Raw genomic sequence first — 25,772 nt, 5'->3', positions numbered from 1 at the left:
TATTTAAATGGCTGCTCATGAAAGCGCTGGATAATCGATATAACCGGCCGCCGTACCGCCAAAGAACAGGTTGCTGTCGGGGATGTTGAGTGCTGCATTGCGCCGCAGGCGCTCCGGTAGGTCCGGGTTGCCGATAAATGGGCGGCCGAAGGCTATGATGTCGGCGCGCCCCGATTTCAGAGCCTGTTCGGCGGTTTTCCGGTCGTAACCGCCAGCAAGCATCAGCACTCCGCTGTAAGTAGCACGCAGCAGGTGGATCATCTTGTCCCAAGCTGGATCGTAGTTTTCATCGCGCTCAGTGCCGACCATTGCTGGCTCGACCAGGTGAAGGTAGGCGAGTGACCGAGTGTCTAGTTGCTTGACGATATAGCCGAAGGTGGCCTGCGGCGACTCATCACCCATACCCATGAAGCGTCCCATCGGTGTGAGACGCACGCCCACGCGGTCGGCACCTATCTCAGCGCACACGGCGTCGACCACCTCCAGTAGTAAGCGAGCACGGTTTTCAGAGGTGGCACCATAGCGATCACGCCGGTGGTTACTGTTGGAGTTAATGAACTGGTCCAGCAGGTACCCGTTGCCAGCATGAATCTCCACACCATCCATACCCGCCGCGATGGCATTGCGCGCAGCGCGCCGATAGTCCTCAACGATCGAATGGATGCCGGAAAGCGAGAGCGCCTGCGGGGTAGGGACGTCACCCCAAACGCCATTGCCCTGTGCATCGACAATAAATGTCTTGCCGGGCACTGGTAGCGCACTGGGTGCGACCGGTAAAGCTCCCCCCGGCTGAAAGCTCGGATGGGAGACGCGCCCTACATGCCAGAGTTGCATGAAGATATTGCCGCTCTGCGCATGTACGGCATCGCTAACCGCACGCCATCCTGCAATCTGCTCCTCGCTATGGATACCAGGTGTCCAAGCATACCCCTGACCCTGCTGGGAAATCTGAGTCGCCTCGGTGATGATTAGAGCGGCACCAGCACGTTGACGGTAATACTCCACATTCATTGCAGTGGGGACATTGCCTGGTTGCCCGGCACGTGAGCGGGTTAGTGGCGCCATGACAACTCGGTGCGCGAGTCTGATAGCACCGACCTGAATGGGATCGAAAAGTGAAATGGTCATGCGAGTCTCCTAGGCTGCCAGTAATGGCGGCGGGATTAGCGAAAGAATAGAGCCCGACGGAAGTGCCGGAACTGTTTGCAAATCTACAAATGAGGGGCAGATGGCTCTCGCTTCTAAGCGCGTAAAATCGCAAGTAGGGGGGATGGCGAGCGAGTTCATGGCGACGACCTCGGTAAGTGAGAGTGTCACCACGATAAGGGGATAACGTGATCGGGAGAATCGGACCGCTGCGCAATCAAGCGTTGCGCAATCTGCAACGCTAACCGTCAGCTCGCGTTGGCAAGAATCTTTTCAAGGAAGTTGATGAAAGTATTCACCCGGGTCGAGCCTCGATGATTCGGCAGGTACAGCGCGTTGATGGTGGTCTGAGTCTGGCCGGGACTAACCTGGTACTGCTCTAGCACACGGACCAGGCGACCGTTTTCTACATCGGCTTTGACCAACCAGTCTGCCAGCAAGGCGATACCGGCGCCGGCAAGTACAGCCTCGTGTAGTAGGTCTGCGTTGTTGCTTTTTAGTCTGCCACGTACCTCCAACTCGATCGTTTCGTCTTGTCCCTGCAGGGTCCAGGGAAGGCTACCAGCGCCGTAGTCGAACTTGAGACACTGATGCTGGTGCAAGTCGAGCGGTTGAGTGAGTAGCGGATTGGCGCTCAGATAGTCCGGACTAGCTACCAGCCATCGTTCGAACTGGCCAATCTTTCGGCTTACGATGTCTTCACTGCGCAATATGCTGCCCAAGCGGATAGACACATCGATGCGCTCGCTGAGTAGATTGCTGATTTCGTCGGAGAGGGTGATATCGATGTCTAAGCCGGGGTGACGCGCAAGTAATAGCTGCACCTGCGGTGCGACCACTCGCCGACCAAAAGCAACTGGGAGACAGACGCGCAGCAACCCGACCGCTTGTTCCCCGCGGTCAGATACCTGTGCGTCCGCTGCGCAGACAGCCTCGAGAATCGCGCGAGCTTTGCCGTAATAGTCTGCTCCCGCCTCCGTCACACTAATCTGTCGAGTCGAGCGGTTCAGCAGCACGGTACCGAGCTCGCTTTCCAGCGCATCCACCATCCTGGTCACCGAGGAAGTTGCTACACCCGCAGCGCGTGCTGCGGCTGAGAAGCCATTTGCATCAACGGTATCAATAAACATTCTGAGGGCGAGTAGTTTATCCATGTCACCGAATACTCCAATGCTAAGAATACATAATCTGGGATATCAAGGCCGAAGGCCGCATGCTGGCTTGTGGTGGATCGAGCGGTTTGCTCGCAGCAGTGGTAGGGCTAATGCAGGCTTGCCCACGGATCAACTATATCAAGGAGTCGCTGGCACCTAGCGCCGCGATTGCAGATTGAGGTGTAGGGTTGGCCGTGGTAGCAGTATGAGAATCCGCTCGGCATAGCAATAAGTATGCGTAGGCGAAGCGTTGCAGCAAGCCTAGGAGCGACGTTCACTATAAGACGTCGGTTAGCAGAACTAAGTCGTCTGCTGACCGAACTCAAGCGCGTGACTGTTGTGGTCAACTAATGCCGGACCCGATTCTAGGTTTTTCTTCGGCTTTTGAAGGGGGTAGTCCAGCATAGGCCGGGGATGCCTACCGGAGCGGGGTAGTCCGACATTCCGAGCGCCAATTTGGATGGGCACATTTGGGACACATGAAAAACAAAAGGGCCTAGGTTTTCACCTAAGCCCTTGTCTTATATGGCGCACCAGGCGGGATTCGAACCCACGACCCCTGCCTTCGGAGGGCAGTACTCTATCCAGCTGAGCTACTGGTGCGTTGCGGGCGCAATGATACGCATCTAGTTCGCGGGCGTCCATGGGCATGGTTTGTTCGTGATTCTGCACAAAATATGAACGGCTGGCAGTCACTCGTCTATCAAAAGAATAAATAACGGCTTAAATCGTTAATTTTTTCGAACAGACTATTGCCCTTTACCCCTTACGACCCTAGGATTCGTTTGAGATTTCAAACACACGCCCTGAAACTGATCGGAACTCGACAGCCCCCTGCTGCTCGAAACCCTTACAGGCCAGGTTGATGCTTGATCCGCGCGGCCATTCGACCGACATATTTTCATATTGGGCACACGCCTAGGCTCCCATAACAACCTCCCGGTTTTAGCGCCGGTATTCAGGAGACTGCCATGCAATTGCAAGACACTCAGCTATTTCGTCAGCAGGCTTATATCGATGGTGCCTGGTTGGACGCCGACAGCGGCCAGACTATCAAGGTGACCAACCCCGCGACCGGCGAGACCTTGGGTACTGTGCCAAAGATGGGCGCAGTAGAAACGCGTCGTGCGATCGAAGCGGCTGACCGTGCGCTGCCGGCCTGGCGTGCACTGACTGCCAAGGAACGCGCAAACAAGCTGCGCCGCTGGTTTGAGCTGCTGATCGAAAACCAGGACGACCTGGGTCGCCTGATGACGCTGGAGCAGGGCAAGCCGCTGGCGGAAGCCAAGGGTGAGATTGCTTATGCAGCTTCGTTTATCGAGTGGTTCGCAGAAGAAGCCAAGCGTGTATATGGCGATGTGATTCCTGGCCATCAGCCTGACAAGCGCCTGATTGTGATCAAGCAGCCAATTGGCGTGACTGCGGCAATTACCCCGTGGAACTTCCCTGCTGCGATGATCACCCGTAAAGCCGGTCCAGCATTGGCGGCAGGCTGCACCATGGTGATCAAGCCTGCGTCGCAGACTCCATTCTCGGCCCTGGCCTTGGTGGAGTTGGCCGAGCGCGCGGGTATCCCTAAAGGGGTGCTGAGCGTGGTCACCGGCAGTGCTGGCGATATCGGTGGCGAGCTGACCAGCAACCCAATCGTGCGCAAGTTGTCGTTCACCGGTTCGACCGAAATTGGTCGTCAACTGATGGCTGAGTGCGCCAAGGACATCAAGAAGGTGTCGCTGGAGCTGGGCGGTAACGCGCCGTTTATCGTATTTGATGACGCTGATCTCGACGCTGCAGTCGAAGGTGCGATTGTTTCCAAGTACCGCAACAACGGCCAGACCTGTGTCTGCGCCAACCGTTTGTATGTTCAGGACAGCGTCTACGATGCCTTCGCCGACAAGCTCAAGGCTGCCGTTGCCAAGCTCAATATTGGTGATGGTTTGAGCGAAGGCACCACAACTGGCCCGTTGATTGACGATAAAGCCGTGGCCAAGGTGCAAGAGCACATCGAAGATGCCGTCGGCAAAGGCGCCAAGGTGTTGACTGGCGGCAAGCCCCACAGCAAGGGCGGTACTTTCTTTGAGCCAACCATTCTGGTTGACGTACCACTTAACGCTGCCGTCGCCAAAGAGGAAACATTTGGCCCGTTGGCGCCACTGTTCCGCTTTAAAGATGAAGCTGAAGTGATTGCCATGTCCAATGACACCGAGTTCGGCCTGGCTTCGTACTTCTATGCCCGTGATATGAGCCGTGTGTTCCGTGTGGCCGAGGCCCTGGAGTACGGCATGGTCGGCGTCAACACTGGCTTGATCTCGAACGAAGTTGCGCCGTTTGGTGGCATCAAGGCCTCTGGCCTGGGCCGTGAAGGCTCCAAGTACGGTATTGAGGACTATCTGGAAATCAAGTACCTGTGCCTGAGCGTATAAATCCTTAATGCCTGGTGATGGCTGAGGAACCAACTGGCAAGAGCCAGCCCGGTTTTTTGGCCATTGCCCTTAGTTTTAAGTAACCCTGTGACTGGGGAGGACGCGGCAGTCGATCATCGTATGCTGCTGCGTTTGTCACCGGTCGCGCAGTCCTTGAACCACGCCGCACGATGAGCGGTGAATGAGGAAGACATGAGCAAGACTAACGAATCATTGATGCAACGCCGCACCGCCGCTGTTCCACGTGGCGTTGGCCAGATCCATCCGATTTTCGCTGCAAAAGCGGAAAATGCGACGGTAACCGATGTTGAAGGCCGCGAGTTTATCGACTTCGCGGGCGGTATTGCGGTGCTTAACACTGGCCATCTGCATCCCAAAATCGTTGCGGCTGTTCAAGAGCAACTGACCAAGCTTTCCCACACTTGCTTCCAGGTATTGGCTTACGAGCCATACGTTGAGGTGTGCGAGAAGATCAATGCCAAGGTGCCAGGTGATTTCGACAAGAAAACCCTGCTGGTTACCACCGGTTCCGAAGCCGTTGAGAACGCGGTGAAGATTGCGCGCGCCGCAACCGGTCGTGCGGGCGTTATTGCTTTCACTGGCGGTTACCACGGTCGCACAATGATGACCCTGGGCCTGACCGGCAAGGTCGTACCTTATTCGGCAGGCATGGGCCTGATGCCGGGTGGTGTATTCCGTGCGCAGTATCCTTGCGAGCTCCACGGTGTTAGCACCGATGATGCAATCGCCAGTATCGAGCGCATCTTCAAGAACGACGCCGAGCCGAAAGACATCGCGGCAATCATCATCGAACCTGTCCAGGGTGAAGGTGGTTTCTACGTTGCGCCGAAGGATTTCATGAAGCGTCTGCGCGCCCTGTGCGACCAGCACGGCATTCTGTTGATCGCCGACGAAGTCCAGACTGGCGCTGGCCGTACCGGTACTTTCTTCGCCATGGAGCAGATGGGCGTTGTGCCTGACCTGACCACGTTCGCCAAGTCGATCGCCGGCGGTTTCCCGTTGGCGGGTGTGTGCGGCAAGGCTGAATACATGGACGCTATTGCTCCTGGCGGTTTGGGCGGCACTTATGCCGGTAGCCCGATTGCTTGCGCGGCGGCTCTTGCTGTCATGGACGTGTTTGAAGAAGAAAACCTGCTTGATCGCAGCAAGGCTGTTGGCGAGCGTCTGGTGACTGGTCTCAAGGCCATCCAGGCCAAGCACAACTCCATCGGCGATGTGCGTGCGCTGGGCTCGATGATTGCCGTTGAGTTGTTCGAAGGCGGCGATCACCACAAGCCAGCAGCAGCGCTGGTTGGCCAAGTGGTGGCAAAGGCTCGCGACAAGGGTCTGATCCTGCTGTCGTGCGGTACTTACGGTAACGTGTTGCGCGTGCTGGTGCCGCTGACTGCGGAAGATGCATTGCTGGACAAGGGCCTGGCGATTATCGCTGAGTGCTTTGACGAGCTGGCGTAAGCCATAGTGCAAAAAAGCCCGCTTTGGCGAAATGCCGAAGCGGGCTTTTTTGCATCTGGAGGAAGGGCAACGCTTTATCCGTCTGTAGTTGTATTGGTTCAAGCTCCGCTTGCGGGTCGAACGGGTGGGCAAGCTTCGCCTTGTCACACCCTGCCGTTCAACGGCTGATAAAGGTTTTCGCAAACACCAGCGTACCCACACCCCATGCCGCGTTGACCAGGAAACCGATCAGGAAACGGCCTGGCAACTGGGCCATATCGAAGCCCATGCCCTTTAGCGGGAAAACCACCAGCAGGGCGACTAGAGTTAAAGCGATGCCGCCAAACAGCAAGCCTTTAATCCAGGGCTGCGGTTTTTGTGCATCCCAACGCAATACACTCAGCATCACTATCGCCCAAACCCCGCCCCAGAATGAGGCTGAGATCAACGCCGGCACCCCAAGCGGCAGTGTGGCGCTCATATTGAAAGGTGCAAAGGGTACGATGCCAATGCCGTGTAATATGCCCAGAACGGGTTGATGGAAGAAAGGTACTGCAAGAAAACCGGCGAGAAAGAACAAGGCAATACGCGTCATGCGAAGCTCCCAGGATAGCTTTATTAACCAGCGCGGACTTTGTACAAACTTTGTATAACAATACCGCAAGTTTTTGCTGGGCGCTGGCTGTAACAAAGGTTGGGCAAATAGCTCTATAAATCATACTTTTCATAGGAGCCCACTGTGCACGCGATGTTACCGCTGCTCGATCGCTTGGCATTTCCCGCGCTGAATCGCGGCGAGCTTGAGGCTTTGCAGGTCAATCTAACCTATGTGTGCAATCAACGTTGCCTGCATTGCCATGTCAACGCGGGGCCTACGCGTAAAGAATCAATGACCGATGAAAGCCTTGCGCTGCTGCATCAGGTGATTGATGCTCATCCCGTGCATACGCTTGATTTGACCGGTGGTGCACCTGAAATGCACCCGCGTTTCCGTGAAATCGTCATGCATGCACGGCGCGAAGGCTTGCGGGTCATTGACCGCTGCAACCTGACTATCCTGAGCGAGCCCGGTTATGAGGATCTGGCCCAGTTTCTTGCCGAGCACCAGGTTGAAATCAGCGCATCACTGCCCTGTTATTCCCGTGACAACGTGGACAAGCAGCGCGGTGATGGTGTTTTCGATGCCAGCATCATCGGCCTGCAAAAACTCAATGCGCTGGGCTACGGTAAAGAGGGCAGCGGCCTGGTCCTGAACCTGGTGTACAACCCGCAGGGCGCCAGTCTGCCACCGCCCCAGCAAGCCCTGGAAACTGACTATAAGCGCCACTTGCTGGAAGACTTTGGCATCGTCTTCAATCACTTGCTGACCATCACCAACCAGCCGATTGCGCGCTTTGGCAGCACGCTGGTGAGCAAGGGCCAGTTCAATAGCTATATGCAGCTACTGCGTGACAGTTACCGTGCCGAGAACGTGGCGGGCTTGATGTGCCGTTCGTTGATCAGTGTCGACTGGCAAGGCTATCTGTACGACTGCGACTTCAACCAGATGCTCGATTTGCCCCTGGAGCTGCAAAGCCAGGTAATCAGCCGCCAGCGTCCGCACTTGAGTGATCTGCTCAATGCGACACTGGCTGGCAATCCCATAGTTACCCGTGACCATTGCTTCGCTTGCACGGCTGGACAAGGTTCCAGTTGCGGCGGTGCGCTTAATTCCTGAGGAAGTAGCCTATGCAACCCAACAGTGCTCTTGGCCTGTTTTTTTGGGGATTTCTGGTGCTCTATGGGGTGTTGATGGTGATGTTGTCGCCACGCGCCGTCACCATCGGTGGGTTTTTCCATGGTGAAGACAACCAGGGGCGTAGCGCTGCGCCATGGCTGCTGACCTCCAGTATTTTCATTAGCTGGATCTTCGCCAAGTCGGTAACCAATGCGGCCAACCTTGGCGCTAGCTACGGCTTGATTGGTGGCTTGGCCTACGCCACCTATTGGCTGGCGATCCCATTGACCGGCTTTGTGATCTACCGGTTGCGGCGCAAGTTTGCGGCAACCGGGCTGGTCAGCTTTCTGAGTTCAAATTACGGGCGCGGCGCGGCATTGGCCTTTACCGCGGCGATCCTGATTCGCCTGTTTAACGAGGTCTGGAGTAATACCGCAGTGGTCGGCGGTTATTACGGTGACTCGGGCAGCACCGGGTTTATCACGGCCGCCTTGCTGTTTACTGCGGTGACTCTGGCCTACAGCCTGCGCGGTGGCTTGCGCAGTTCGATCCTGACCGACGCGGCGCAAGCGGCAATCTTTGTCGTGGCCCTGGTGTGGGTGCTCGGGCTGGTATTGCCACGGCACTCAGCCGCCGAATTGACCAGCACCAGCCATTGGGCTTTCAGTGGTGGCGTGGATTTACTATTGGTCGCGGGCTTGCAGGTGTTCAGCTATGGCTTTCATGATCCGGTGTTGACCGATCGTGGCTTTATCAGCGAAGAGAAAACCATGCGTCGTGCCTTTGTGATTGCGGGCGTACTGGGGTTTTTCGCGATTCTCGCCTTCAGCCTGATTGGGGTCCATGCGCAGCTCACGGGGTTGGCCGCATCAGGTAACGTGCCGGCTGACCTTGCCAAATCCATGGGCGTCGCAGCCTTGATGGTCATGACGGTGGTCATGGTCTCGGCTGCCGGTTCCACTTTGGATTCAACCTTTTCCAGTCTGGCCAAGTTGGCGGGTCGTGAACTGCCCAATCTGGCCGGGCGCGACCTGGGTCAGAAGGCAATTGGCGTGGGCATGGCGGTGATGGTGGTGTTTGCCCTGCTCGGCAACCTGCCAATGCTGGCGGGCACTGACATTCTCAAAGCCACGACTATCAGCGGCACCATGGTGATTGGCCTGGCACCGGTATTTGTCCTCCACGGCATCGTCAGGCCAACTCGCCTTGGGTTTCATCTGAGCTTTTGGTGCGGCTTGCTGTTGGGCCTTGCATTGAGCATCGGCTGGATACCGCAAAGCTGGGCAATCGGCGACGGTAACTACGCATTGTTGCTGGGCACCAACCTCTATGGCCTTATTCTTTGCACACTGGGCTATGCATTGCCGGGGCTTCTGTGCTCGGCGCCCAACGCATCATCCGCCTCAACCTAGGAGCTGAACATGAGCCAATTGATCCCGCGCCAGGCTGTGCCCGAACTGAGCGTCAAGCTGATGCCGGAAGGCCAATGGACCTTGAATGCCAATACGCCGAAGAACTTCACCATGCTGGTGTTCTATCGCGGCATGCATTGCCCGCTGTGCCGCAAGTCACTGCAAGAACTCAACGGCTTGGTTGAGCGCTTTGCAGCGTTGGGTGTCGAGGTGATTGCATTGTCGACCGACAACCATGAACGCGCGCAGAAGACCCAGGCCACCTGGACCATCGCCAATGTGCCCTTGGGTTACGACCTGAGCATCGAGGCAGCGCGTAGCTGGGGGTTGTTCGTTTCCGAAGGCAAGCCTGGTTCGCCGGAGCCGGAGATTTTCGCCGAGCCGGGCGTGTTCCTGGTTCGCCCGGACGGTACCTTGTATATGTCTTCGGTCAACAGCATGCCGTTTGCCCGTCCGCACTTCGACGAGTTGCTCGGTGCGGTCGAGTACGTGATCAACAACAACTACCCAGCGCGCGGCGAAGCCTGATGCCACTGCGCGCGGGCCGTGACTGTCCCCTGGATTACCGCTTGCCCGCGCAGGCGTTCGCTGCGCAGCCACTGTTTGGCTGCGACACGCTTTATGTGGTCGGTGGCTTGTACGGTAATCGTCAGGCCATGGCGGCGCTGCAGCGCAGGGTCCAGTCCGAGCCAGGTGCTCGTGTCGTGCTCAATGGCGATGTGCACTGGTTCGATTGCGATCCGCAGGTATTCTTGCAGGTCGAGCAAGGCCTGAGTGCCTACACCTTGCTGCGCGGCAATGTGGAGACCGAACTTGGGCGCGCCAGTGATAGCGGTGCAGGTTGTGGTTGCGCCTACCCGATGACGGTTGATGAGCAGGTGGTCGAACGTTCGAACGCCATGCAGCAACGACTCAAGCAAACCGTTCAAGGCCTGCCTGGCGTGGCTGAACAATTGGCCGCGCGGCCCGCAACGGCTGTGGTAGCGGTTGGCGGACGGCGCATAGCAATCAGCCATGGCGACGAGCAATCGCTGGCGGGTTGGCAGTGCTCGCGTGAGGCGCTGGATGAGCCGGCGCGGCAGCTGGAGCTTGACCAATGGCTTGAGCATCATCAGTGCGAAGTATTGGCCACCAGCCACAGTTGCGCGGCGGTTGCGTTGAACCTGGAGCATGGCACCCTGATCAACAACGGCGCCGCTGGCATGCCTAACTTCAGTGGCGGGCGCTATGGCGTCATCACGCGGATTGCGACCACGCCACATGCGGCAGCGCTGTATCGCGCCGAGCGCAACGGTTTGTTTATCGAGGCCTTGGCCTTGAACTACGATCACCCGCAATTTCTCAATGACTTCGACCGCCAGTGGCCGTCTTCCAGTCCGGCTGCGCTGTCCTATCGTCCACGTATCCAGGGGCAGGCACTGCCAGCGGTGTCCAGCGCTCTGCTGAAAGGCTTCAGCTTGTGCCAGAGCCTATGCGCCATGGAGGCGCTTACTTAATGAACAGCCGTAAAATATTGTTGATGGGTGTGATTCTGGCGCTAATTGCCAGTTTCTTTGTTTTTGACCTGGGCCAATACCTCAACCTTGAGGCGCTCAAGGCCCAGCAAGCCTCCTTGAATGCACAGGTCTCGGCGCAACCCTTGCTGGCCGCCGGGATATTCTTTGTCATCTACGTGGCCGTGACCGCGTTGTCGCTGCCTGGCGCCGCGCTGATGACCTTGCTCGGCGGAGCGCTGTTTGGTCTTGGCGAAGGTTTCCTGCTGGTTTCATTTGCCTCGACCATGGGCGCCACCCTGGCCATGCTCAGCAGCCGCTTTTTGTTGCGTGACTGGGTACAGGAGCGCTTCGGCAAGCGCTTGGCCAGCATTGACCAGGGCGTTGAGCGCGAAGGCGCGTTCTACCTGTTCGCATTGCGCCTGGTGCCTTTGTTTCCGTTCTTCCTGATCAACCTGGCGATGGGGCTTACCCGCTTGCCGGTGCGTACCTTCTGGTGGGTCAGCCAACTGGGCATGTTGCCGGGCACCCTGGTGTACGTGAATGCTGGTCGCGAGCTGGGCCAGCTGGAATCACTCAGTGGCATTCTGTCGCCGGGCTTGATTGGTGCATTTGTACTGCTGGGCATATTCCCGATTATCGCGCGCAAGCTGCTCGGCCTGATCCAGGCACGACGCATCTACAAGAACTGGATTCGCCCGGACAATTTTGACCGCAACCTGATTGTCATCGGAGCGGGTTCCGGTGGCTTGGTCAGCGCATATATTGCGGCGGCGGTCAAAGCCAAGGTCAGCTTGATTGAAAAGCACAAAATGGGCGGCGATTGTCTCAACACAGGTTGCGTACCCTCCAAGGCCTTACTGCGCTCGGCAAAGTTTGCCGGCGAGCTGAAAAAAGCCGATGCCCTGGGCTTTCGCGCGGCACGTGCCGAGATTGATTTCCCTGCGGTGATGGAGCGTGTACAGCGGGTTATCAGTGACATCGAGCCCCATGACTCGGTTGAACGCTACACCGGCCTGGGCGTCGAGGTGATTACCGGCGAGGCGAAAATCACCTCGCCCTGGACGGTTGAGGTCAACGGCCAGGCGTTAAGCGCACGGAGCATGATTATCGCCGCCGGTGCCCGGCCCTTGGTGCCCAATATTCCGGGCCTTGACCAGGTTCAGGTGTACACCTCCGATAGCATCTGGGATCTACGCCAACAACCGCGCTGGATGCTGGTGCTGGGCGGCGGGCCCATTGGTTGTGAGCTGGCCCAAGCCTTCCAGCGCCTGGGCAGCCAGGTTATTCAGGTCGAGCTGGCAGATCGCTTGTTGCCCCGTGAAGATGCTGATGCCAGCGAGCAGGTACTCAATAGCCTGCTTAACGATGGTGTCGATGTGCGCTTGCTGCATAAGGCCGAACGTTTCGAATTGGTCGATGGTGAGCAGCGTATGGTTGCGCGCCGTATGGACACCGGCGAGGAAGTGACCATCGCCTTTGATTGCCTGTTGATGGCGCTGGGGCGCGTGGCGAATGTCAGCGGCTACGGTGCAGAAGACCTCGACCTGGCGGTACGCCCGAACGGTACGCTGGAAACCGACGAATACCTGGCGACGCGTTTCCCCAATATCTATGCGGTGGGTGATGTAACCGGGCCATACCAGTTCACCCACGTTGCGGCGCATCAGGCTTGGTACGCGGCTGTAAACTCGCTGTTTAGCGGCTTCAAGCGGTTCAAGGTGGATTACCGGGTGATTCCGTATTGCACCTTCACGTCTCCTGAAATCGCGCGGGTGGGTTTATCCGAGACTGAAGCACAGGCGCAGGATATTGCCTATGAAGTCACCCGCTACGAGATTGATGATCTCGACCGGGCGATTGCCGATGAAGCCGCCCTGGGTTTTGTCAAAGTGCTTACCGAGCCCGGCAAGGACCGAATCCTCGGGGTGAGTATCGTGGGTGAGCATGCCGGTGAGTTGCTGGCTGAATATGTGTTGGCGATGAAGCACAACCTGGGGCTGAACAAGATCCTGGGCACCACGCACAGTTACCCAACCATGGCTGAAGCCAACAAGTATGCGGCAGGTGAGTGGAAGCGTGCCCATGCGCCGCAAGGCCTGTTGCGCTGGGTCGAGAAGTTTCATGGCTGGAGGCGCGGTTGAAACGCCTGCCAGGCATGCTGGTGCTGGTCTGTGCCTTGGTGCAGGCCGCCGTGGCACAGGCCGGAAATCAGCTGCAGGCATGGACATCCGGCCCGCCAGCGGGTGAGTGGTCAGCACCTTGGCGCTTGGCCGATATACCCAAGCTCAAGCCCTCGATCCGCACCCTGGAGACTCAGGCGGGTCGCAAGGTCCTGCATATAAAGGCCGATGCCGCCGCGGGAGGTTTGCTGCATCCACTGGACCTTGCCGGTGATAAACCCTGGATATTGAGCTGGCAGTGGCGCACGGAAAAGCCTTTGCGCAAGGCGCAATTCGCCACCCGTGAGGGTGATGATTATGCTGCGCGGGTGTATGTGCTGCTGGATTATCCGCTGGATGACCTACCTTTCCTGACCCGGCAAAAGATCCGTTTGGCGCGAACTTTTTATGATCCGAACCTGCCCGCCGCGACACTGGCTTATGTATGGGATAACAAGGCGGCTCCCGGCACGCATGGGCGTAGCGCCTATACCGATCAAGTCGAGATGAGCGTACTGCGCGGCCCCCAAGCACCCTTGGCGACCTGGCTGAGCGAGAAACGCAACCTGCGTGCGGATGCGATTGCCGCTTTTGGCGCTGCGCCGCAACGGATCATCGGGGTGGTCTTTGCCGTCGATAGCGACAATACCGGGGAGTCGGCCGAAAGCTATTTTGCCGAGCCGAGCTTGGAGTTACAGGCGCAATAACAACACAGCGGCATCAGCCGCTGTGTCTTGGTTGGGCAACCTAGGCCGTTTGTGCGTTTGGATCTTCCTGGGCTTGGTCCTTGCGTTGCCAGCGGTTGGCACGGCTGAAGGTACCAAAGTCGTTAAAACGTACACCTGCTTCACGCATCACCTTATGGGCGAAAGGGACGCTCAGTTGGCGAATATAGAAGGGTTCCTTGACCGCGAAATGATGGATGGCGTGGCTGCTGCCAAAGTTGAAGCAGAAGGCTTGCAGCGGCCACATCCACCATGGGTTGAGCACCTGGGTTTGCTGGATCACATTGCCCGGTTCGACATCGCCGTAATAATGCATGTTGGAGCTGACGAAATGCAGGCAGAAGGTGCGCAGTACGTTCGGGCCGACCAATACCACTACTGCGATATTGACGCCGTTGATGAACTGCAGGGTGCTGGCGGACCAGTCGATCGGCATACCCAGGCTACTGCTGAGCAGGTCAATGGCGTGGAAGCCTAGAAACAGGTACCAGGTACCCCAGTTCAGCAGTGCCAGAGGCGCATAAACCAGCAGAGAACGTTTGAGTATTTTCCTGCGGATTTCGGCGCTAGGTGCGCGAGCCGCGCGAATTACGGTGGACATGACGTTATCACCCACCATCAACAAGCGTGCGATGCCCCAGGGTTCGCCATTGGTGATGGCGCGTTCCTCGATGTCCTGCTCGGTACCGGACACCTTATGATGATTAAGGTGCAGGTGGCGTCTGACCCAGGGGTTGATCGTGCTTGGCCGTGCCAGCCACACCAGCGCCATCATCAGGTTGTGGGGGATGCGCTGCTTGCGAAAGTACATTGAGTGAATCAGGTCGTGTTCAAGTTCATGGGTCAAGGATGCAAAGAAAGCATTCAGTAACAGGCATGCCCACCACGGCATATAGCCGCCCATGTACAGTGCTGCAGAGCCGATCATGCCCAGCAGGGCAAAAGCGAGGATGCCAGCGCCCAATGCGTCTTGGTGCAATAAAATTGGGAAGCGCTGGCGCAGTTCCACGCCGTGGGCCAGTACTGCTTGGCGAATATGCGCTGATCGTTGCTGGTCATTCATGGCGTCAACGCTTGCAGAATCGTTGGACATAACCCCATCCTCTTAATTATCGGCTGCAAAACCTTATGGTGAGTGCCATAACCATGCGTCATTTGGTATTTATGTGCCCGACCGAGTACGCCAACCTGTTGACTGGATGCGCCAACTTGCATGACCAATGAAGCAACCACCCTGGCCAGCTGGACCCGTGCCCTGCGTAAGCAACTGGATGCGCTGGGCCTTGATAGTGAGCAGCTGTGCCGGCAGGCAGGCTTCGAGCCCGGTGCACTGGACGACCCCAATGGACGTTGTCCGCTGTCGCTGACCACGCGGCTTTGGCAGTTGGCTGTCGAGGCCAGCGGGGACCCGGCGCTGGGCCTCAAGACCTCGCAGTTTGTCAGCCCCACCACCTTTCATGCGCTGGGTTATGCATTGATAGCCAGCTGCAGCATGCGTGAAATGTTCGAGCGCACGGTCAGGTATTACCAGGTCATTAGTGATGTGATGGAACTCGAGCTGCGCGAATGCGCCGATTGCTATGAGTTTTGCTTTCGCACCGCGCCCGGCAGCCAGCCTCCCGCACCTGAAGCACTCGATGCCTTTGCGGCCATCTATGTGCGTAGTTGCCGTAATCGACTGGGCCGCGATTTTGCGCCCTTGGCGGTGTATCTGCAGCGACCCGAACCCGAGGATAGCCAACCCTGGCATGCGGTGTTTCGTGCACCCCTGGTGTTTGCGGCAGCAGAAAATCTACTGCGCTTTGCCAAGCCGGCATTCGAGCAGCAGCTTGATGATGGCAATCCTGAATTGGCCGAACACAACGAAGAGGCGCTCAAGCGTAATCTGGAGCAGCTGCAGGCACCCAGCTGGATACGCAAGGTGCGCGCTCGTTTGGAGGCGCAGTTGCCAGAGGGTGAACCCTCGGCGGAACGCATTGCCCAAGCCTTGCACCTGAGCTTGCGCAGCCTGCAGCGGCATTTGGCCGAAGAAGGAACAAGCTATGAAGCTGTACTGGCGCAAACACGCCAGGCATTGGCCCTGCAGTATATGCGCGAGGGCAATTGTTCAATTAGTGAGATAGCCTACTTGCTTGGTTTTTCGGATGTCAGCAGCTTCAGTCGCGCATTCAAGCGCTGGGCCGGACAGACGCCGAGCCAATACCGCGAGACTCTCAAGGATGACTAGAAAGCGTTATGAGTGATTACGATCTGATCTTGGTCGGTGCAGGCCATGCACATCTTGGCGTGTTGCGTCGCTGGGCCATGCTTGAGCGTCCGTCCGGGCGCATCGCCTTGGTCAGCGCTGACACCCATGCCTGGTATTCGGGCATGCTTCCCGGGTTGTTGGCGGGTCGTTATTCGGCAGCCGATTGCAGTGTCGAGCTACAACCGATCTGCCGCGCCGCCAAGGTCGAGTTAATTACCGCGCAGGTCGAATCCCTTTCGGCGGAGCAGCGCCAGGTGCAACTCAGTGATGGTCGCCAGTTGAGTGCCAATTGGTTGTCGCTCAATGTCGGTGGCCAGGTTGCACCTTTGGCGCAACAAGGTGATGCCATGCAATGCCTGGCGATCAAACCCTTCGCATCGTTCCTGGCGAGTTGGCAGACTTGGCAGCAGTCACCAAAACCCATCGCCATTATTGGCGGTGGCGCAGCGGGTGTTGAGCTGGCGCTGGCGCTTGCCGATAAAGTGCCGCGCTTGTCATTGTTCTGTGCGGGCAAACTGCTTGCAGGTCATAACCCGGGGCTGCATCTGCGAGCGATAGGCGCATTGCGTCAGCGCCGCGTGCGCCTGCGCGAATACAGCCCGATAAGCCGTATTGAAGATGACCAGTTATTCAGCCAGGACGAATTGGTCTGGCGAGGCGAGCGGGCGTTGCTGGCAACGGGCGCGCAGGCTTTGCCCTGGCTCGAGCAAAGTGGCCTGGCCTGTGATGCGCGTGGGTTTGTGCAGGTCTTGCCCACGCTGCAGAGTTGTTCCCATCGGCAGATCTTCGCCGTGGGTGATTGCGCCAGTTTGCCCGGTGCCGCCAAGAGCGGTGTTTATTCAGTGCGTCAGGGGCCGGTATTGGCGAGCAATTTGATGGCCGCATTGCACCAGCAACCCTTGAAAAACTATCGCCCGCAAAAGCAGAGCCTGGCCTTGTTGGCCACGGGGGACGGTGGCGCGCTGTTGGCGTGGCGCGGCATCAGTGCTGGTGGGCAAGTCTATGGATACTGGAAGGACTACCTGGACCAGAGCTTTATTCGTCGACATCGGTTTTCAGGATAGCTCGCCAGATTGTTTAGTCATGAATAATCTAAACATGTAAAAAATCTGCTTTAACAAACATTGTGCGCTGTGCGAGTCTTTGGTTCTATGAGTTCGCCAGCGCTTCTTTCCAAGCAGACTGTCTTTGTCCCGTCTATACGGGAACGGCTCTGCTTTGCTGCAAACCGGGTGAACCCTCTCTTCCCGAAAATACTAGCCTTCTGGGCGCTTTGGCACTGCCGACATGCGCGCCCTCCGGATACAGCCTTCCTCGCGACTTGTTAATCGTTATGCAATAGCGCATACGACGGTTATCGACCCTTGGCAGTCCCCTGACACTGCCGCGCTATTGCTTACCCGCTTGCCACATGGCAACTGACTTATTCGCGCGACTGCGCTATCGAGATCCCATGCAATTTGCTCCAGTGCAAGAAGCTGAAAAATTTCTAGCCGACAATCCTGATATCGAGATGTTCGAGCTGTTCATTCTCGACGCCAACGGTGTGCCACGTGGCAAGCTGTTACACCGCGACGAGTTGCTCGCGGTGTACAAGACCGGTCGGCCATTGCCGAGCACTATCCTCGGCTTGACCATGAACGGAGACGACGTCGAGGATTCGGGCCTGGTCTGGGAAGTGGGCGATATAGATTGCCGTGCTTATCCATTGCCCGGCAGCCTGACCCGGATGCCTTGGCGGCAGATTCCGACTGCTGCGGTACAGGTCAGCATGCACCCGACTGAAGGCTTGCCCGCTACTGTTGCCGATCCAAGGCACCTGCTGGTTCAGGTGATCGAACGGCTGAAGGCGGATGGTTATCACCCGGTCATGGCCTGTGAACTGGAGTTTTATCTGCTCGATCAGAAGCCTGATGCGCGGGGGCGTCCACAACCGGCGCTGGATGCCGATGGAGGTCGCCCACGCAGCACCCAGGTCTACGGTTTGCGTGAACTGGAGCAGATAGAGCCCTTTCTCGCTGACCTCTACAGTGCCTGTAAAACCCAGGGAATTCCGGCGCGCACGGCCATCTCCGAATATGCACCGGGCCAGGTTGAAATCACCCTGGAGCATGGCGATGCACTGGCGGCCATGGATCAAGCGGTTCGCTATAAGCGCATCGTCAAAGGAGTCGCCCACAAGCACGGCATGCAGGCCTGCTTTATGGCCAAGCCCTACGATCACCTGGCCGGCACTGGCATGCATATGCATGTCAGCCTGGCGGACGCACAGGGCAATAACCTCTATGCCAGCGAAGATCCGGCGGGCACGCCACTGCTGGCGATGTCGGTGGCGGGCATGCTCAGCGCACTGCTCGACTCACTGCTGTTGTTTTGCCCCAACGCCAACTCATACCGCCGTTTCCAGGCCAATAGCTATGCGCCCCTGGCACCGACCTGGGGTGTGGACAACCGTACCGTCAGCATGCGTGTGCCGGGCGGTCCAGCCAATACACGCCATGTCGAACACCGTATCTGTGGTGCCGACGCCAACCCCTATCTGGCGGCTGCGGCCATTCTTGCAGCGATTCATCACGGGATTCGCCATGAGCTTGATCCGGGCGCTCCGGTCACGGGCAATGGTTATGCACAGGCTACGGAACTGCTGCCAACCGACTGGCTGACCTCACTGCATGCACTGGAAAACTCAAGCTGGGCGCGTGAAGCCCTCGATGGCGAATTTCTTGACGTGTATCTCGCGGTCAAGCGCGAAGAACATCGCCAGTTCATGGCTGAAGTGGGCGAACAGGATTGGCGCTGGTACCTGACTAACGCTTGATTAGCCTGAGCCATCAAGGACCGCTGGCCAGCGCTGTGCTGGACCTGCCGGCCCTGTTCAGGCTCAAGCCTGCCAGCAAACCGTTTAACCAAGGATTTTGTATGAATGCTCAAGTAGATGTTGTGACCCCGGACGCGCAGCGCTGCAAGTCTTACTACACGGCCACCCTCAATCAGGAAACCAATTACCCAAGGCTACAAGGCCAGGTCAGTGTCGATGTGGTGATTATTGGCGGAGGCTTTACCGGCGTCGCAAGTGCGGTTGAACTGGCTGAGCGCGGCCTGAAGGTTGCGATTGTCGAAGCCAAGAAAATTGGCTGGGGCGCAACCGGTCGCAATGGTGGCCAGGTCACCGGCAGCCTCTCGGGCGATGGTGCCATGCGCAAACAGATGCGCAATAAGCTCGGCAGTGAGGTTGATGATTTCATCTGGGGCCTGCGCTGGCGTGGCCACGAGATCATCAAGAAGCGTATCGAGAAGTATTCGATCGCCTGTGATCTCAAGTACGGTCACCTGCATGCGGCCTACAAGCCGGCTCACATGGATGACTTGAAAGCGGACTACGAAGAAGCCGTGCGCCGTGGCATGGGTGATGAAGTGACCCTGCTTGACCGCAGTGCCGTGCGCAATCACCTGGACAGCGACCTGTACCATGGCGCAATCAAGAACATGCGCAATATGCACCTGCATCCACTGAACCTGTGTATCGGCGAGGCCAAGGCAGCTGAAAGCCTGGGCGCGCTGATTTTCGAACACTCCGAAGTGCTGGAGATCATTCACGGCGATAAACCGGCAGTGGTGACCGCTGAAGGCCGGATCGATGCGAAGCAGGTCCTGCTGGCCGGTGATGTATATCACCAGCTTGAGCCGAAAAAACTAAAGGGCATGATCTTCCCGGCCATGGGCGGGATTGTCACCACTGAACCCCTTGGCGAACTGGCCGACCAGATCAACCCACATGACCTGGCCGTGTATGACTGCCGCTTTGTGCTCGACTATTTCCGCCTGACTGCTGACAAGCGCTTGCTCTTTGGGGGGGGTGCCAACTACTCCGGGCGTGACTCTCGTGACATTGCGGCAGAGTTGCGTCCGGGTATCGAGCAGACATTCCCCAAGCTCAAAGGTGTTGATATCGATTTCCAGTGGAGCTGCGCCATGGGCATCGTGATCAACCGTATTCCGCAGCTGGGCAAGCTTTCGGATAACGTCTGGTATTGCCAGGGTTACTCCGGCCACGGTATCGCCACGACGCATATCATGGGTGAAGTTATGGCCAATGCCTTGACTGGCAGTTTGGAGAAGTTCGACACCTTTGCCGGTTGTTCGCACATTAAAGTGCCGTTTGGCGATGTGCTTGGCAACCCGATGCTGGCGGTCGGAATGTGGTATTACCAACTGCTTGAGAAGCTGCGCTGATACGGGCTTGTCGGGTTATGATCGACCTAGTGACCCTAGCTACAGCGGAGAATAATAATGAAAACCCTGGTCGATCACCTGGCGCAGTACGCGGCGTATCACCGCGATCAGCGAAATATCATCAGTCACTTTGTCGGTATTCCGATGATTGTACTGGCCGTGGCGGTTTTGTTGTCTCGCCCTGGCGTTGAGTGGCTTGGACTCTGGTGGTCAGGCGCGGCACTTGTGAGTCTTGTGGCTGCCGTGTTTTACCTGCGCCTTGACCTGCGCTTCGGCCTGGCCATGAGCATCGGGCTGTTGCTGTGTGTCTGGGCCGGAGCGTTGCTGGCGCAGCAAGGTACGATGCTGTGGTTGGGCTCGGGGCTCGGCCTGTTTGTCGTGGGCTGGCTGATCCAGTTTGTTGGCCACTATTTTGAAGGCCGCAAACCTGCATTTGTTGACGATGTCATGGGGTTGGCAATCGGGCCGCTGTTTGTGGTGGCCGAAGCTGCGTTCCTGCTGGGCATGCGTGCTGAAGTCGAGCAGCAGGTGGTCGACCGCGCCGGGCCGGTAAGGCACAGGAGCGGCCAACAATCGATTTAACGCTGCGTTGCCGGGCGCTACTGCGCGGCAACGGCAGGCGAGGCCTGCTCGCGTTCTATCCAGTTTTGCGTCAGCGTGCGTGAATGCCGGTCAACCGTAATGGGAGCAAAGGGCCGGCCCGATACACTCTGCAGGGTGTTGCTCTTGCTGTTCATGTCGGCCAGTGCGCTCTTCAGGTACTCCCAGCGTGCGGTGAGCTTGCCCAGCGCCGGATCATCGGCTAATCCTGCGGTGTTGAGCTGCTGGTCAATCTTTGGCAGCAACAGGCGTTCGTCCTGCCCCAGATAGGTGTCGGGCTGCTCACGGGCAATTTCAAAGGTACCCATGTAGGAACGACTGAGGTACTGCACGGCAAGGTATTCGACCTCGGCGGGCAGCTCATCGTCACTGCCTTGCGGCATTTGTCGTGCTTCATGCAGAAAGTCGCGTAGCGCCTTGCTCAGCTCCTGTGGATAACGCCACGGCACATTGTCTTCGCTGGGGCCATAGGAAACACCGTTACGCAGCTGGGTAACAAGCTCTTGGCGCGTGGCCAGAAGGTTATCGCTGGGTTGTGAAATGGCTTGCAGGGCGCCGTTTAGAGCCTGCAGGTCTGCTTCGAGGCGCTGTTGATGGATCTTTTGGAAGCCTTCGCCACGTAACAGGAGCAAGCTGCTGGTCGCGCGACAGGCATATACCTGAGCAAGCTCGGCGGGGCTGAGTGCAGCCGCTGAGGTGCTCGCTGGGAAGCTCGCAGCGAGCGCAATCAAAAATATAAAAGCATGGGTAATCATAAGCTTGGAACGCATTCCGGGGTGCTCCTTGTTATTGTTGTGAGCAGTGCGGATAAGACTTTGCGCAGCAATACGCTAGGTATAGATTACTTTTCTGGGGGCGTTATTAAATTAACCGAAAGAGTGATTTTTTGACTATTGATCATCAGCCTTGCAGTTGCCTTGCCACTTGCTGGCAGCCACTGCCTGGATATTAGGGCTGTGGCTTGGGGGCGGTGTTGTCGAGCGACTCATGGTTCGCGTAGATGCAGCGGTCGCGGCCATTGCGCTTGGCCTGTAGCAGGGCAGCATCTGCCCGGTTGAGGGTTTGCGAGTAGCTTTCGTCGGTGCGGTGTTCTGCCACGCCGAAACTGGCGGATACGCTCAGCAATTCCGTGCTGACCCGCACGGCCAGGGCACGCAGGCCGCTACGCACGCGCTCGATAACCTGTGCGGCCGAGTCCAGGTCGGTGTCGGGTAATAAGATCAGAAACTCTTCGCCACCCCAACGCCCGCAAAGATCGTAGCTGCGGACCTCTGCTTGCAAGACCCGGGCGATCTCTTCGAGCATGCGGTCGCCAATATCGTGGCCCCAGTTGTCGTTGATCTGTTTGAAATGGTCCACATCAACCATTGCCAAGACAAAGGTCTTGTTCTGACGAGTGGCCCGTGAAACCTCTTCCTTGAGCCGCTCAATCAACATGCGGCGGTTGGCCAGGGCGGTCAATGGGTCGCGGTTGGAGGCTTCTTTCAGGGCCAGGTTGAGGTCGCGCATCATTTGCTGATAGCGGTCGGAAATACGGGCGACCTTTTCCAGTTTGCGCAGTTGCTTGTGATAACGCTCGGACAACGACAGGTTCTGTTCGCGGGCCAGGGATTGATAGCCATCAGAGATGCGCGCAATGCGTTCGATGCGACCCAGGTGCTCAACATTCTGCTGGTGCAGGCGTTGCAGGGCATCGCGTAGCGGATGGTCCATATACGCAGGATCAGCCAACAAGCTCTCTATCAAGCTATCTAGATCGCGCTCGCGGTTCATATGCTACTCGTCAAAGGTACTGATAGTGAACGCAAATGTGCAGTCTTCGCGAAACTCTTCGGCGAGCTCTGCAACGCGTTCGTTACGGCTGTCGTATAACCAGGTGACACTGACCTCCCGTCCTTGGTTGTGCGCCTCTTCAAGCAGGTCGAAGATATCCATCATGGCTTTGATCGAGCTGGTGTTGAGGTACAGCAGCTTTAGTTGCAGCGCCAGGGGACGGGGTTCTTCTCCCAGGAATCGTTCAACCCACTGGATGACCTGGTCATACAGCTCAAATGAGTTTTCCGGGTAGGAATCGCCTTGCATTGCCAGCACGCCAGCTTGCCAGTCGCCATGAATGGCAGGTGTGGATTGTGTGCTGGCGATATTAAGTTCGCTCATGGTTTTACTCTCAATATCCTTATTTCAAATAACGGCACTAAGGCTAAAAAAGAACCGGCCGTCTTTTTGCTCTTGCAAGCTGGTACGCATAGGCGAGCTGGACTTGCGGGCGATATCCAGCAAGCCAAGACCAGCACCGCTGCTTGCGCCATCTTCACGCGGTTTGCGCAGTTGTTCTTTATAGGCGATTTTGAGTTGGGCTTTGTCCAGCGTAGATAGCCGTGCGACAAAGTCGACTAATTCGCGGCCGTCTTGTTCTGTCACCAGGTTGCCTGCCGATACTACATAGCGGCCTTCGTCGTCGCGAGAAATGGCTACGGTAGCAGAGGCGTCCTGGTCGCTGAAGCCTTTCTGGGTGGCATAATGCCTGATGTTTTGCGTCATCTCGATGTAAACCGCAAATACGTCCATCGCCGCCGAAGGCTTGGCTTGCTCGGCCTGCAGGTAGTTACGCAAAGCATTGCCGATTTCCTCGATCAGGCTGCGTGATATCGGGCCATTGAAACAGAGCATGACACGCTGCCGATTGTAGATTTCACGCATTGCAAGTAGATCTAACGATTCCATAGGCGCCCTTGTTATTGTCTGCTCTGGTGAATGTGAGCGGAGCGTATCGCCCCATTCTTTCTCTTCAGCATTTCAATTTAGCCGTTAGCTGTTCTGGTCAAAGCGAAAAGACAGCACGGTGATGTCATCACGTTGCGGTAACTCGCCTTGATATTCCGCGAGTTTCGTCGCAAAAAGCTCAGCTTGCTCGGCTAGCGGTAGTTTCGCGTGCTTTTGCAGCATAGCGGTGAATCGCCTGTTACCAAACCCGAAGCCATGTTCGCCGCCAGCCTGGTCAAGGAAGCCGTCGGTGCACATGTAATAGGTCCAGCCGGGCATCAATGCCAGCTCGATGTTCTGGTATTCTCCTTTGCGCTTGTCACCCAAGGCCCTGCGACCTCCCGGCAGTTCCTGGATGGCTTCGCCGTCAGTGGCGAAAAGGCCAATCTTGGCCCCGGCAAACAAGAGTTTTTTGTGGCTGGGATTGACCCAGACCAAGCCCGCATCAGTGTTGGTGGCCAGCGCGCGGGATAGTTGCGCATCGGCAAGCATGCCGCGCAGGGCGATGTCTGTTTCACGCAGAATTGCAGCGGGATCATCGGCCCCCGCCACACCAATGGCGTGGTCGATTGCGGCGCGGGCAAGCATGGTCATCAAGGCGCCCGGCACGCCGTGGCCTGCGCAGTCGAATACGCCCAGCAAATACCCCTCTTGGTGCTGGCGATACACATAAAAGTCACCGCCGACCGTATCGCGCGGTTGCCAAAGTACAAACTGCTGTTGGCCCAGCGATGCACTGAGTTGACGATCGGGCAGAATGGCGCGCTGGATCAGGCTTGCGTAATCAATTGAGTCGTCGATTTTCTTATGTGCCGCGACCATTTCCCGGTTCGCCTGTTCCAGCGCCTGGGTTCGCTCCTGTACCTTGCCCTCCAGTTCCCGGGTGTGCTGTAGAACCTGGTCGGCCATGCTCGAGAAGGCTTGCGTAAGCTCGCCTATTTCATCATTGCGGGCATCAGGCAGGGTTTCTTCATAGTGCCCGGCGGCAATTGCCAGTGCCGAGCGGCGCAGCCCCTTGATTGGCCTTACCACCAGGCTTTCCACTGCGTAGGCAAACCCCAGCAAAAGCACGGCAAGCAAGGCGACAAAGCTGATAAGCAGCAGCCACAACCAGCGGCTATCAACTACATTGGCTGCTTGCAGGTCGACCGAGGTCATTACGTACCACCTCAGTGGCTCGATGTAGGCAAGTGCCAGCAGTCGCGGCTTGCCGTTGACCATGGCGTCCATGGTCTTGACCCGGTTCGGCTCGGTTTGCGCCTGCAACATGATCTGGCGCAACGACTGGCGGTCGTCGCGGTTGCTCAGGTATTCGAATATGTCATTGCTGTGCGGCGCATTGCCTTGCTTGAGCTGGGCTTGAATGATGCCGTCGTGGTTGAACAGCATCGGCATCACACCCGGCTCGGTTTTGCTCAGCAGCTCATCAATAAAGGGCTTGAGGTTCAGCTCGCTGCCGGTGATTCCAAGCAGCTTGTTTTGCGCATTGCGTACGCGCACGTTAAAGCGAATCTTGCTGGCATTGTTCTGATCGTCGACCTCAATGCCCAGGCTGTAGTCGGTTGGGTCATCGCGCAGGGCAAAATACCAGGCGTCTTTCGGGTCCGTTTGGCTGAGGGTGTAGCGGCGGATCTGGCTGACCGGGCTGTCTTCGTCATTGCGATAAAGGTGCAGGGATGAGTCAACGATGATGAAGTAGGATTTATCCAGGAAATCGCTGCGAAAACCCTCTGCTTCATCAAAAAAACGCGTGCGGTGTACCGAGCTGCTTTCATCTTGCAGCCATTGCCGGGTGCCGAGTGAGTTCGCCAAGCGCTTGGACAGTGCCAGCTCCCGACTCAAGGGGGCTGCGATTTGCTGGCGGTGCAGAAGGGTGAAGTTACGTGCGTAGGCTTCGCCAAAATGGCCACGAATATCGCCAAGCGCCCGCCAACCAAACATTACGGCCGGAACCAGCGCAATAGCGCACGCAAGCAGGACTGCGAGCGCAGACTTACCCCGTAATCCCCATTTTACAGCCATACGCTATGTCCTTTAGCTACGCAGCCTCTGTGGGCTTTGCGTACAAATAAGTTGTGTGAGTTGTATGGCAGTCGATCGGCAATTTTAAAGACAGGCAGATAGCCGAAAATGCCTGTCTAAGCGCCCTGGATAACAGACAAACGATGCTTTTGAGCAAAGATGCAACAGCTACTCGGATAAAACAAGGCTTCAAAGTAGCTTAGATTTCATTAAGCCAGCAGTAGC

At 57.2% G+C, this 25,772-nt stretch carries 22 protein-coding genes and 1 tRNA gene; 13 read left to right on the top strand and 10 right to left on the bottom strand.

The window, feature by feature from the left end; all coding sequences use genetic code 11:
• Positions 1–15 precede the first annotated feature (15 nt).
• From CHB79_RS18705 to CHB79_RS18695, 3 genes are all read right to left on the bottom strand, one after another.
• On the bottom strand, positions 16–1,128 hold the full coding sequence (locus CHB79_RS18705; RefSeq protein ID WP_089361003.1) for an alkene reductase: 1,113 nt from the start codon (positions 1,126–1,128) through the stop codon (positions 16–18).
• A 266-nt stretch (positions 1,129–1,394) separates the two neighbouring features.
• Complete coding sequence (locus CHB79_RS18700) at positions 1,395–2,300, bottom strand: LysR family transcriptional regulator (protein WP_089361002.1); 906 nt, start codon at positions 2,298–2,300, stop codon at positions 1,395–1,397.
• 526 nt (positions 2,301–2,826) lie between these two features.
• A tRNA-Arg gene (locus tag CHB79_RS18695) sits at positions 2,827–2,903 on the bottom strand.
• A 368-nt stretch (positions 2,904–3,271) separates the two neighbouring features.
• On the opposite strand from CHB79_RS18695, the gene gabD reads away from it, so the two are divergent.
• Positions 3,272–4,720 carry an NADP-dependent succinate-semialdehyde dehydrogenase gene (gene gabD, locus CHB79_RS18690; RefSeq protein ID WP_089361001.1) on the top strand — a complete coding sequence of 483 codons (1,449 nt, stop codon included), beginning with the start codon at positions 3,272–3,274 and terminating at the stop codon, positions 4,718–4,720.
• A gap of 192 nt (positions 4,721–4,912) precedes the next feature.
• Entirely contained in the window at positions 4,913–6,193 is a 1,281-nt protein-coding gene (gene gabT / locus CHB79_RS18685) for a 4-aminobutyrate--2-oxoglutarate transaminase (protein ID WP_089361000.1), read from the top strand.
• Between the two features lie 157 nt (positions 6,194–6,350).
• Here gabT and CHB79_RS18680 read toward each other — a convergent pair whose 3' ends face one another.
• A complete protein-coding gene (locus tag CHB79_RS18680) occupies positions 6,351–6,767 on the bottom strand; it encodes a hypothetical protein (protein ID WP_089360999.1) in 417 nt (138 codons plus the stop codon).
• A gap of 153 nt (positions 6,768–6,920) precedes the next feature.
• Here CHB79_RS18680 and arsS point away from each other — a divergent pair, with 153 nt between their 5' ends.
• The 6 genes from arsS to CHB79_RS18650 are packed head-to-tail and all read left to right on the top strand — an operon-like array spanning position 6,921 to position 13,663.
• Positions 6,921–7,889, top strand: a complete 969-nt coding sequence (gene arsS, locus CHB79_RS18675) for an arsenosugar biosynthesis radical SAM (seleno)protein ArsS (RefSeq protein ID WP_217898873.1) — start codon at positions 6,921–6,923, stop codon at positions 7,887–7,889.
• Positions 7,890–7,900: 11 nt separating this feature from the next.
• On the top strand, positions 7,901–9,301 hold the full coding sequence (locus tag CHB79_RS18670) for an SLC5/6 family protein (protein ID WP_089360997.1): 1,401 nt from the start codon (positions 7,901–7,903) through the stop codon (positions 9,299–9,301).
• Positions 9,302–9,310: 9 nt separating this feature from the next.
• A complete protein-coding gene (locus tag CHB79_RS18665) occupies positions 9,311–9,829 on the top strand; it encodes a peroxiredoxin-like family protein (RefSeq protein WP_089360996.1) in 519 nt (172 codons plus the stop codon).
• Entirely contained in the window at positions 9,829–10,797 is a 969-nt protein-coding gene (locus tag CHB79_RS18660; protein ID WP_089360995.1) for a hypothetical protein, read from the top strand. The genes CHB79_RS18665 and CHB79_RS18660 overlap by 1 nt, the downstream gene beginning before the upstream one ends.
• The gene (locus CHB79_RS18655) at positions 10,797–12,938 is read left to right on the top strand and encodes an FAD-dependent oxidoreductase (RefSeq protein WP_089360994.1); all 2,142 of its coding nucleotides are present in this window, start codon (positions 10,797–10,799) and stop codon (positions 12,936–12,938) included. The genes CHB79_RS18660 and CHB79_RS18655 overlap by 1 nt, the downstream gene beginning before the upstream one ends.
• The gene (locus tag CHB79_RS18650) at positions 12,935–13,663 is read left to right on the top strand and encodes a DUF3047 domain-containing protein (protein WP_089360993.1); all 729 of its coding nucleotides are present in this window, start codon (positions 12,935–12,937) and stop codon (positions 13,661–13,663) included. The genes CHB79_RS18655 and CHB79_RS18650 overlap by 4 nt, the downstream gene beginning before the upstream one ends.
• Before the next feature lie 40 nt (positions 13,664–13,703).
• Here the strand turns inward: CHB79_RS18650 and CHB79_RS18645 are convergent, their stop codons facing one another.
• Positions 13,704–14,774, bottom strand: a complete 1,071-nt coding sequence (locus CHB79_RS18645) for a fatty acid desaturase (protein WP_089360992.1) — start codon at positions 14,772–14,774, stop codon at positions 13,704–13,706.
• A gap of 120 nt (positions 14,775–14,894) precedes the next feature.
• Here CHB79_RS18645 and CHB79_RS18640 point away from each other — a divergent pair, with 120 nt between their 5' ends.
• The 5 genes from CHB79_RS18640 (at position 14,895) to CHB79_RS18620 (ending at position 20,744) form a co-directional block, all read left to right on the top strand.
• Complete coding sequence (locus tag CHB79_RS18640) at positions 14,895–15,908, top strand: AraC family transcriptional regulator (RefSeq protein WP_089360991.1); 1,014 nt, start codon at positions 14,895–14,897, stop codon at positions 15,906–15,908.
• 8 nt (positions 15,909–15,916) lie between these two features.
• Entirely contained in the window at positions 15,917–16,993 is a 1,077-nt protein-coding gene (locus CHB79_RS18635; protein ID WP_089360990.1) for an FAD-dependent oxidoreductase, read from the top strand.
• A gap of 389 nt (positions 16,994–17,382) precedes the next feature.
• On the top strand, positions 17,383–18,747 hold the full coding sequence (locus tag CHB79_RS18630; protein ID WP_089361027.1) for a glutamine synthetase family protein: 1,365 nt from the start codon (positions 17,383–17,385) through the stop codon (positions 18,745–18,747).
• A 101-nt stretch (positions 18,748–18,848) separates the two neighbouring features.
• The gene (locus CHB79_RS18625; protein ID WP_089361026.1) at positions 18,849–20,162 is read left to right on the top strand and encodes an NAD(P)/FAD-dependent oxidoreductase; all 1,314 of its coding nucleotides are present in this window, start codon (positions 18,849–18,851) and stop codon (positions 20,160–20,162) included.
• A gap of 57 nt (positions 20,163–20,219) precedes the next feature.
• Positions 20,220–20,744, top strand: a complete 525-nt coding sequence (locus CHB79_RS18620; RefSeq protein WP_089360989.1) for an Mpo1 family 2-hydroxy fatty acid dioxygenase — start codon at positions 20,220–20,222, stop codon at positions 20,742–20,744.
• Between the two features lie 17 nt (positions 20,745–20,761).
• Here the strand turns inward: CHB79_RS18620 and CHB79_RS18615 are convergent, their stop codons facing one another.
• From CHB79_RS18615 to siaA, 5 genes are all read right to left on the bottom strand, one after another.
• A complete protein-coding gene (locus tag CHB79_RS18615) occupies positions 20,762–21,532 on the bottom strand; it encodes a hypothetical protein (RefSeq protein ID WP_089360988.1) in 771 nt (256 codons plus the stop codon).
• A 178-nt stretch (positions 21,533–21,710) separates the two neighbouring features.
• Positions 21,711–22,535, bottom strand: coding sequence for a biofilm regulation diguanylate cyclase SiaD (gene siaD, locus CHB79_RS18610; RefSeq protein WP_089360987.1), 825 nt, complete (start codon positions 22,533–22,535; stop codon positions 21,711–21,713).
• A gap of 3 nt (positions 22,536–22,538) precedes the next feature.
• Positions 22,539–22,919: a biofilm regulation phosphoprotein SiaC gene (siaC, locus tag CHB79_RS18605; protein ID WP_010485501.1), complete on the bottom strand. Its 381-nt coding sequence runs from the start codon at positions 22,917–22,919 to the stop codon at positions 22,539–22,541.
• 24 nt (positions 22,920–22,943) lie between these two features.
• Positions 22,944–23,486 carry a biofilm regulation protein kinase SiaB gene (gene siaB, locus CHB79_RS18600; protein WP_089360986.1) on the bottom strand — a complete coding sequence of 181 codons (543 nt, stop codon included), beginning with the start codon at positions 23,484–23,486 and terminating at the stop codon, positions 22,944–22,946.
• 84 nt (positions 23,487–23,570) lie between these two features.
• On the bottom strand, positions 23,571–25,547 hold the full coding sequence (gene siaA / locus CHB79_RS18595; RefSeq protein WP_089360985.1) for a biofilm regulation protein phosphatase SiaA: 1,977 nt from the start codon (positions 25,545–25,547) through the stop codon (positions 23,571–23,573).
• Between the last annotated feature and the right edge of the window lie 225 nt (positions 25,548–25,772).

Source organism: Pseudomonas segetis, from assembly GCF_900188155.1.
GTDB lineage: Bacteria > Pseudomonadota > Gammaproteobacteria > Pseudomonadales > Pseudomonadaceae > Aquipseudomonas > Aquipseudomonas segetis.
This window is presented reverse-complemented; position numbering and strand designations above follow the sequence as displayed.

Excerpts from the sequence above, each read along its gene's own strand:
- CHB79_RS18705 (WP_089361003.1), bottom strand. The coding sequence starts at position 1,128 with ATGACCATTTCACTTTTCGATCCCATTCAGGTCGGTGCTATCAGACTC.
- CHB79_RS18700 (WP_089361002.1), bottom strand. The coding sequence starts at position 2,300 with ATGGATAAACTACTCGCCCTCAGAATGTTTATTGATACCGTTGATGCA.
- gabD (WP_089361001.1), top strand. The coding sequence starts at position 3,272 with ATGCAATTGCAAGACACTCAGCTATTTCGTCAGCAGGCTTATATCGAT.
- gabT (WP_089361000.1), top strand. The coding sequence starts at position 4,913 with ATGAGCAAGACTAACGAATCATTGATGCAACGCCGCACCGCCGCTGTT.
- CHB79_RS18680 (WP_089360999.1), bottom strand. The coding sequence starts at position 6,767 with ATGACGCGTATTGCCTTGTTCTTTCTCGCCGGTTTTCTTGCAGTACCT.
- arsS (WP_217898873.1), top strand. The coding sequence starts at position 6,921 with ATGTTACCGCTGCTCGATCGCTTGGCATTTCCCGCGCTGAATCGCGGC.
- CHB79_RS18670 (WP_089360997.1), top strand. The coding sequence starts at position 7,901 with ATGCAACCCAACAGTGCTCTTGGCCTGTTTTTTTGGGGATTTCTGGTG.
- CHB79_RS18665 (WP_089360996.1), top strand. The coding sequence starts at position 9,311 with ATGAGCCAATTGATCCCGCGCCAGGCTGTGCCCGAACTGAGCGTCAAG.
- CHB79_RS18660 (WP_089360995.1), top strand. The coding sequence starts at position 9,829 with ATGCCACTGCGCGCGGGCCGTGACTGTCCCCTGGATTACCGCTTGCCC.
- CHB79_RS18655 (WP_089360994.1), top strand. The coding sequence starts at position 10,797 with ATGAACAGCCGTAAAATATTGTTGATGGGTGTGATTCTGGCGCTAATT.
- CHB79_RS18645 (WP_089360992.1), bottom strand. The coding sequence starts at position 14,774 with ATGTCCAACGATTCTGCAAGCGTTGACGCCATGAATGACCAGCAACGA.
- CHB79_RS18640 (WP_089360991.1), top strand. The coding sequence starts at position 14,895 with ATGACCAATGAAGCAACCACCCTGGCCAGCTGGACCCGTGCCCTGCGT.
- CHB79_RS18635 (WP_089360990.1), top strand. The coding sequence starts at position 15,917 with ATGAGTGATTACGATCTGATCTTGGTCGGTGCAGGCCATGCACATCTT.
- CHB79_RS18630 (WP_089361027.1), top strand. The coding sequence starts at position 17,383 with ATGCAATTTGCTCCAGTGCAAGAAGCTGAAAAATTTCTAGCCGACAAT.
- CHB79_RS18625 (WP_089361026.1), top strand. The coding sequence starts at position 18,849 with ATGAATGCTCAAGTAGATGTTGTGACCCCGGACGCGCAGCGCTGCAAG.
- CHB79_RS18620 (WP_089360989.1), top strand. The coding sequence starts at position 20,220 with ATGAAAACCCTGGTCGATCACCTGGCGCAGTACGCGGCGTATCACCGC.
- CHB79_RS18615 (WP_089360988.1), bottom strand. The coding sequence starts at position 21,532 with ATGCGTTCCAAGCTTATGATTACCCATGCTTTTATATTTTTGATTGCG.
- siaD (WP_089360987.1), bottom strand. The coding sequence starts at position 22,535 with ATGAACCGCGAGCGCGATCTAGATAGCTTGATAGAGAGCTTGTTGGCT.
- siaC (WP_010485501.1), bottom strand. The coding sequence starts at position 22,919 with ATGAGCGAACTTAATATCGCCAGCACACAATCCACACCTGCCATTCAT.
- siaB (WP_089360986.1), bottom strand. The coding sequence starts at position 23,486 with ATGGAATCGTTAGATCTACTTGCAATGCGTGAAATCTACAATCGGCAG.
- siaA (WP_089360985.1), bottom strand. The coding sequence starts at position 25,547 with ATGGCTGTAAAATGGGGATTACGGGGTAAGTCTGCGCTCGCAGTCCTG.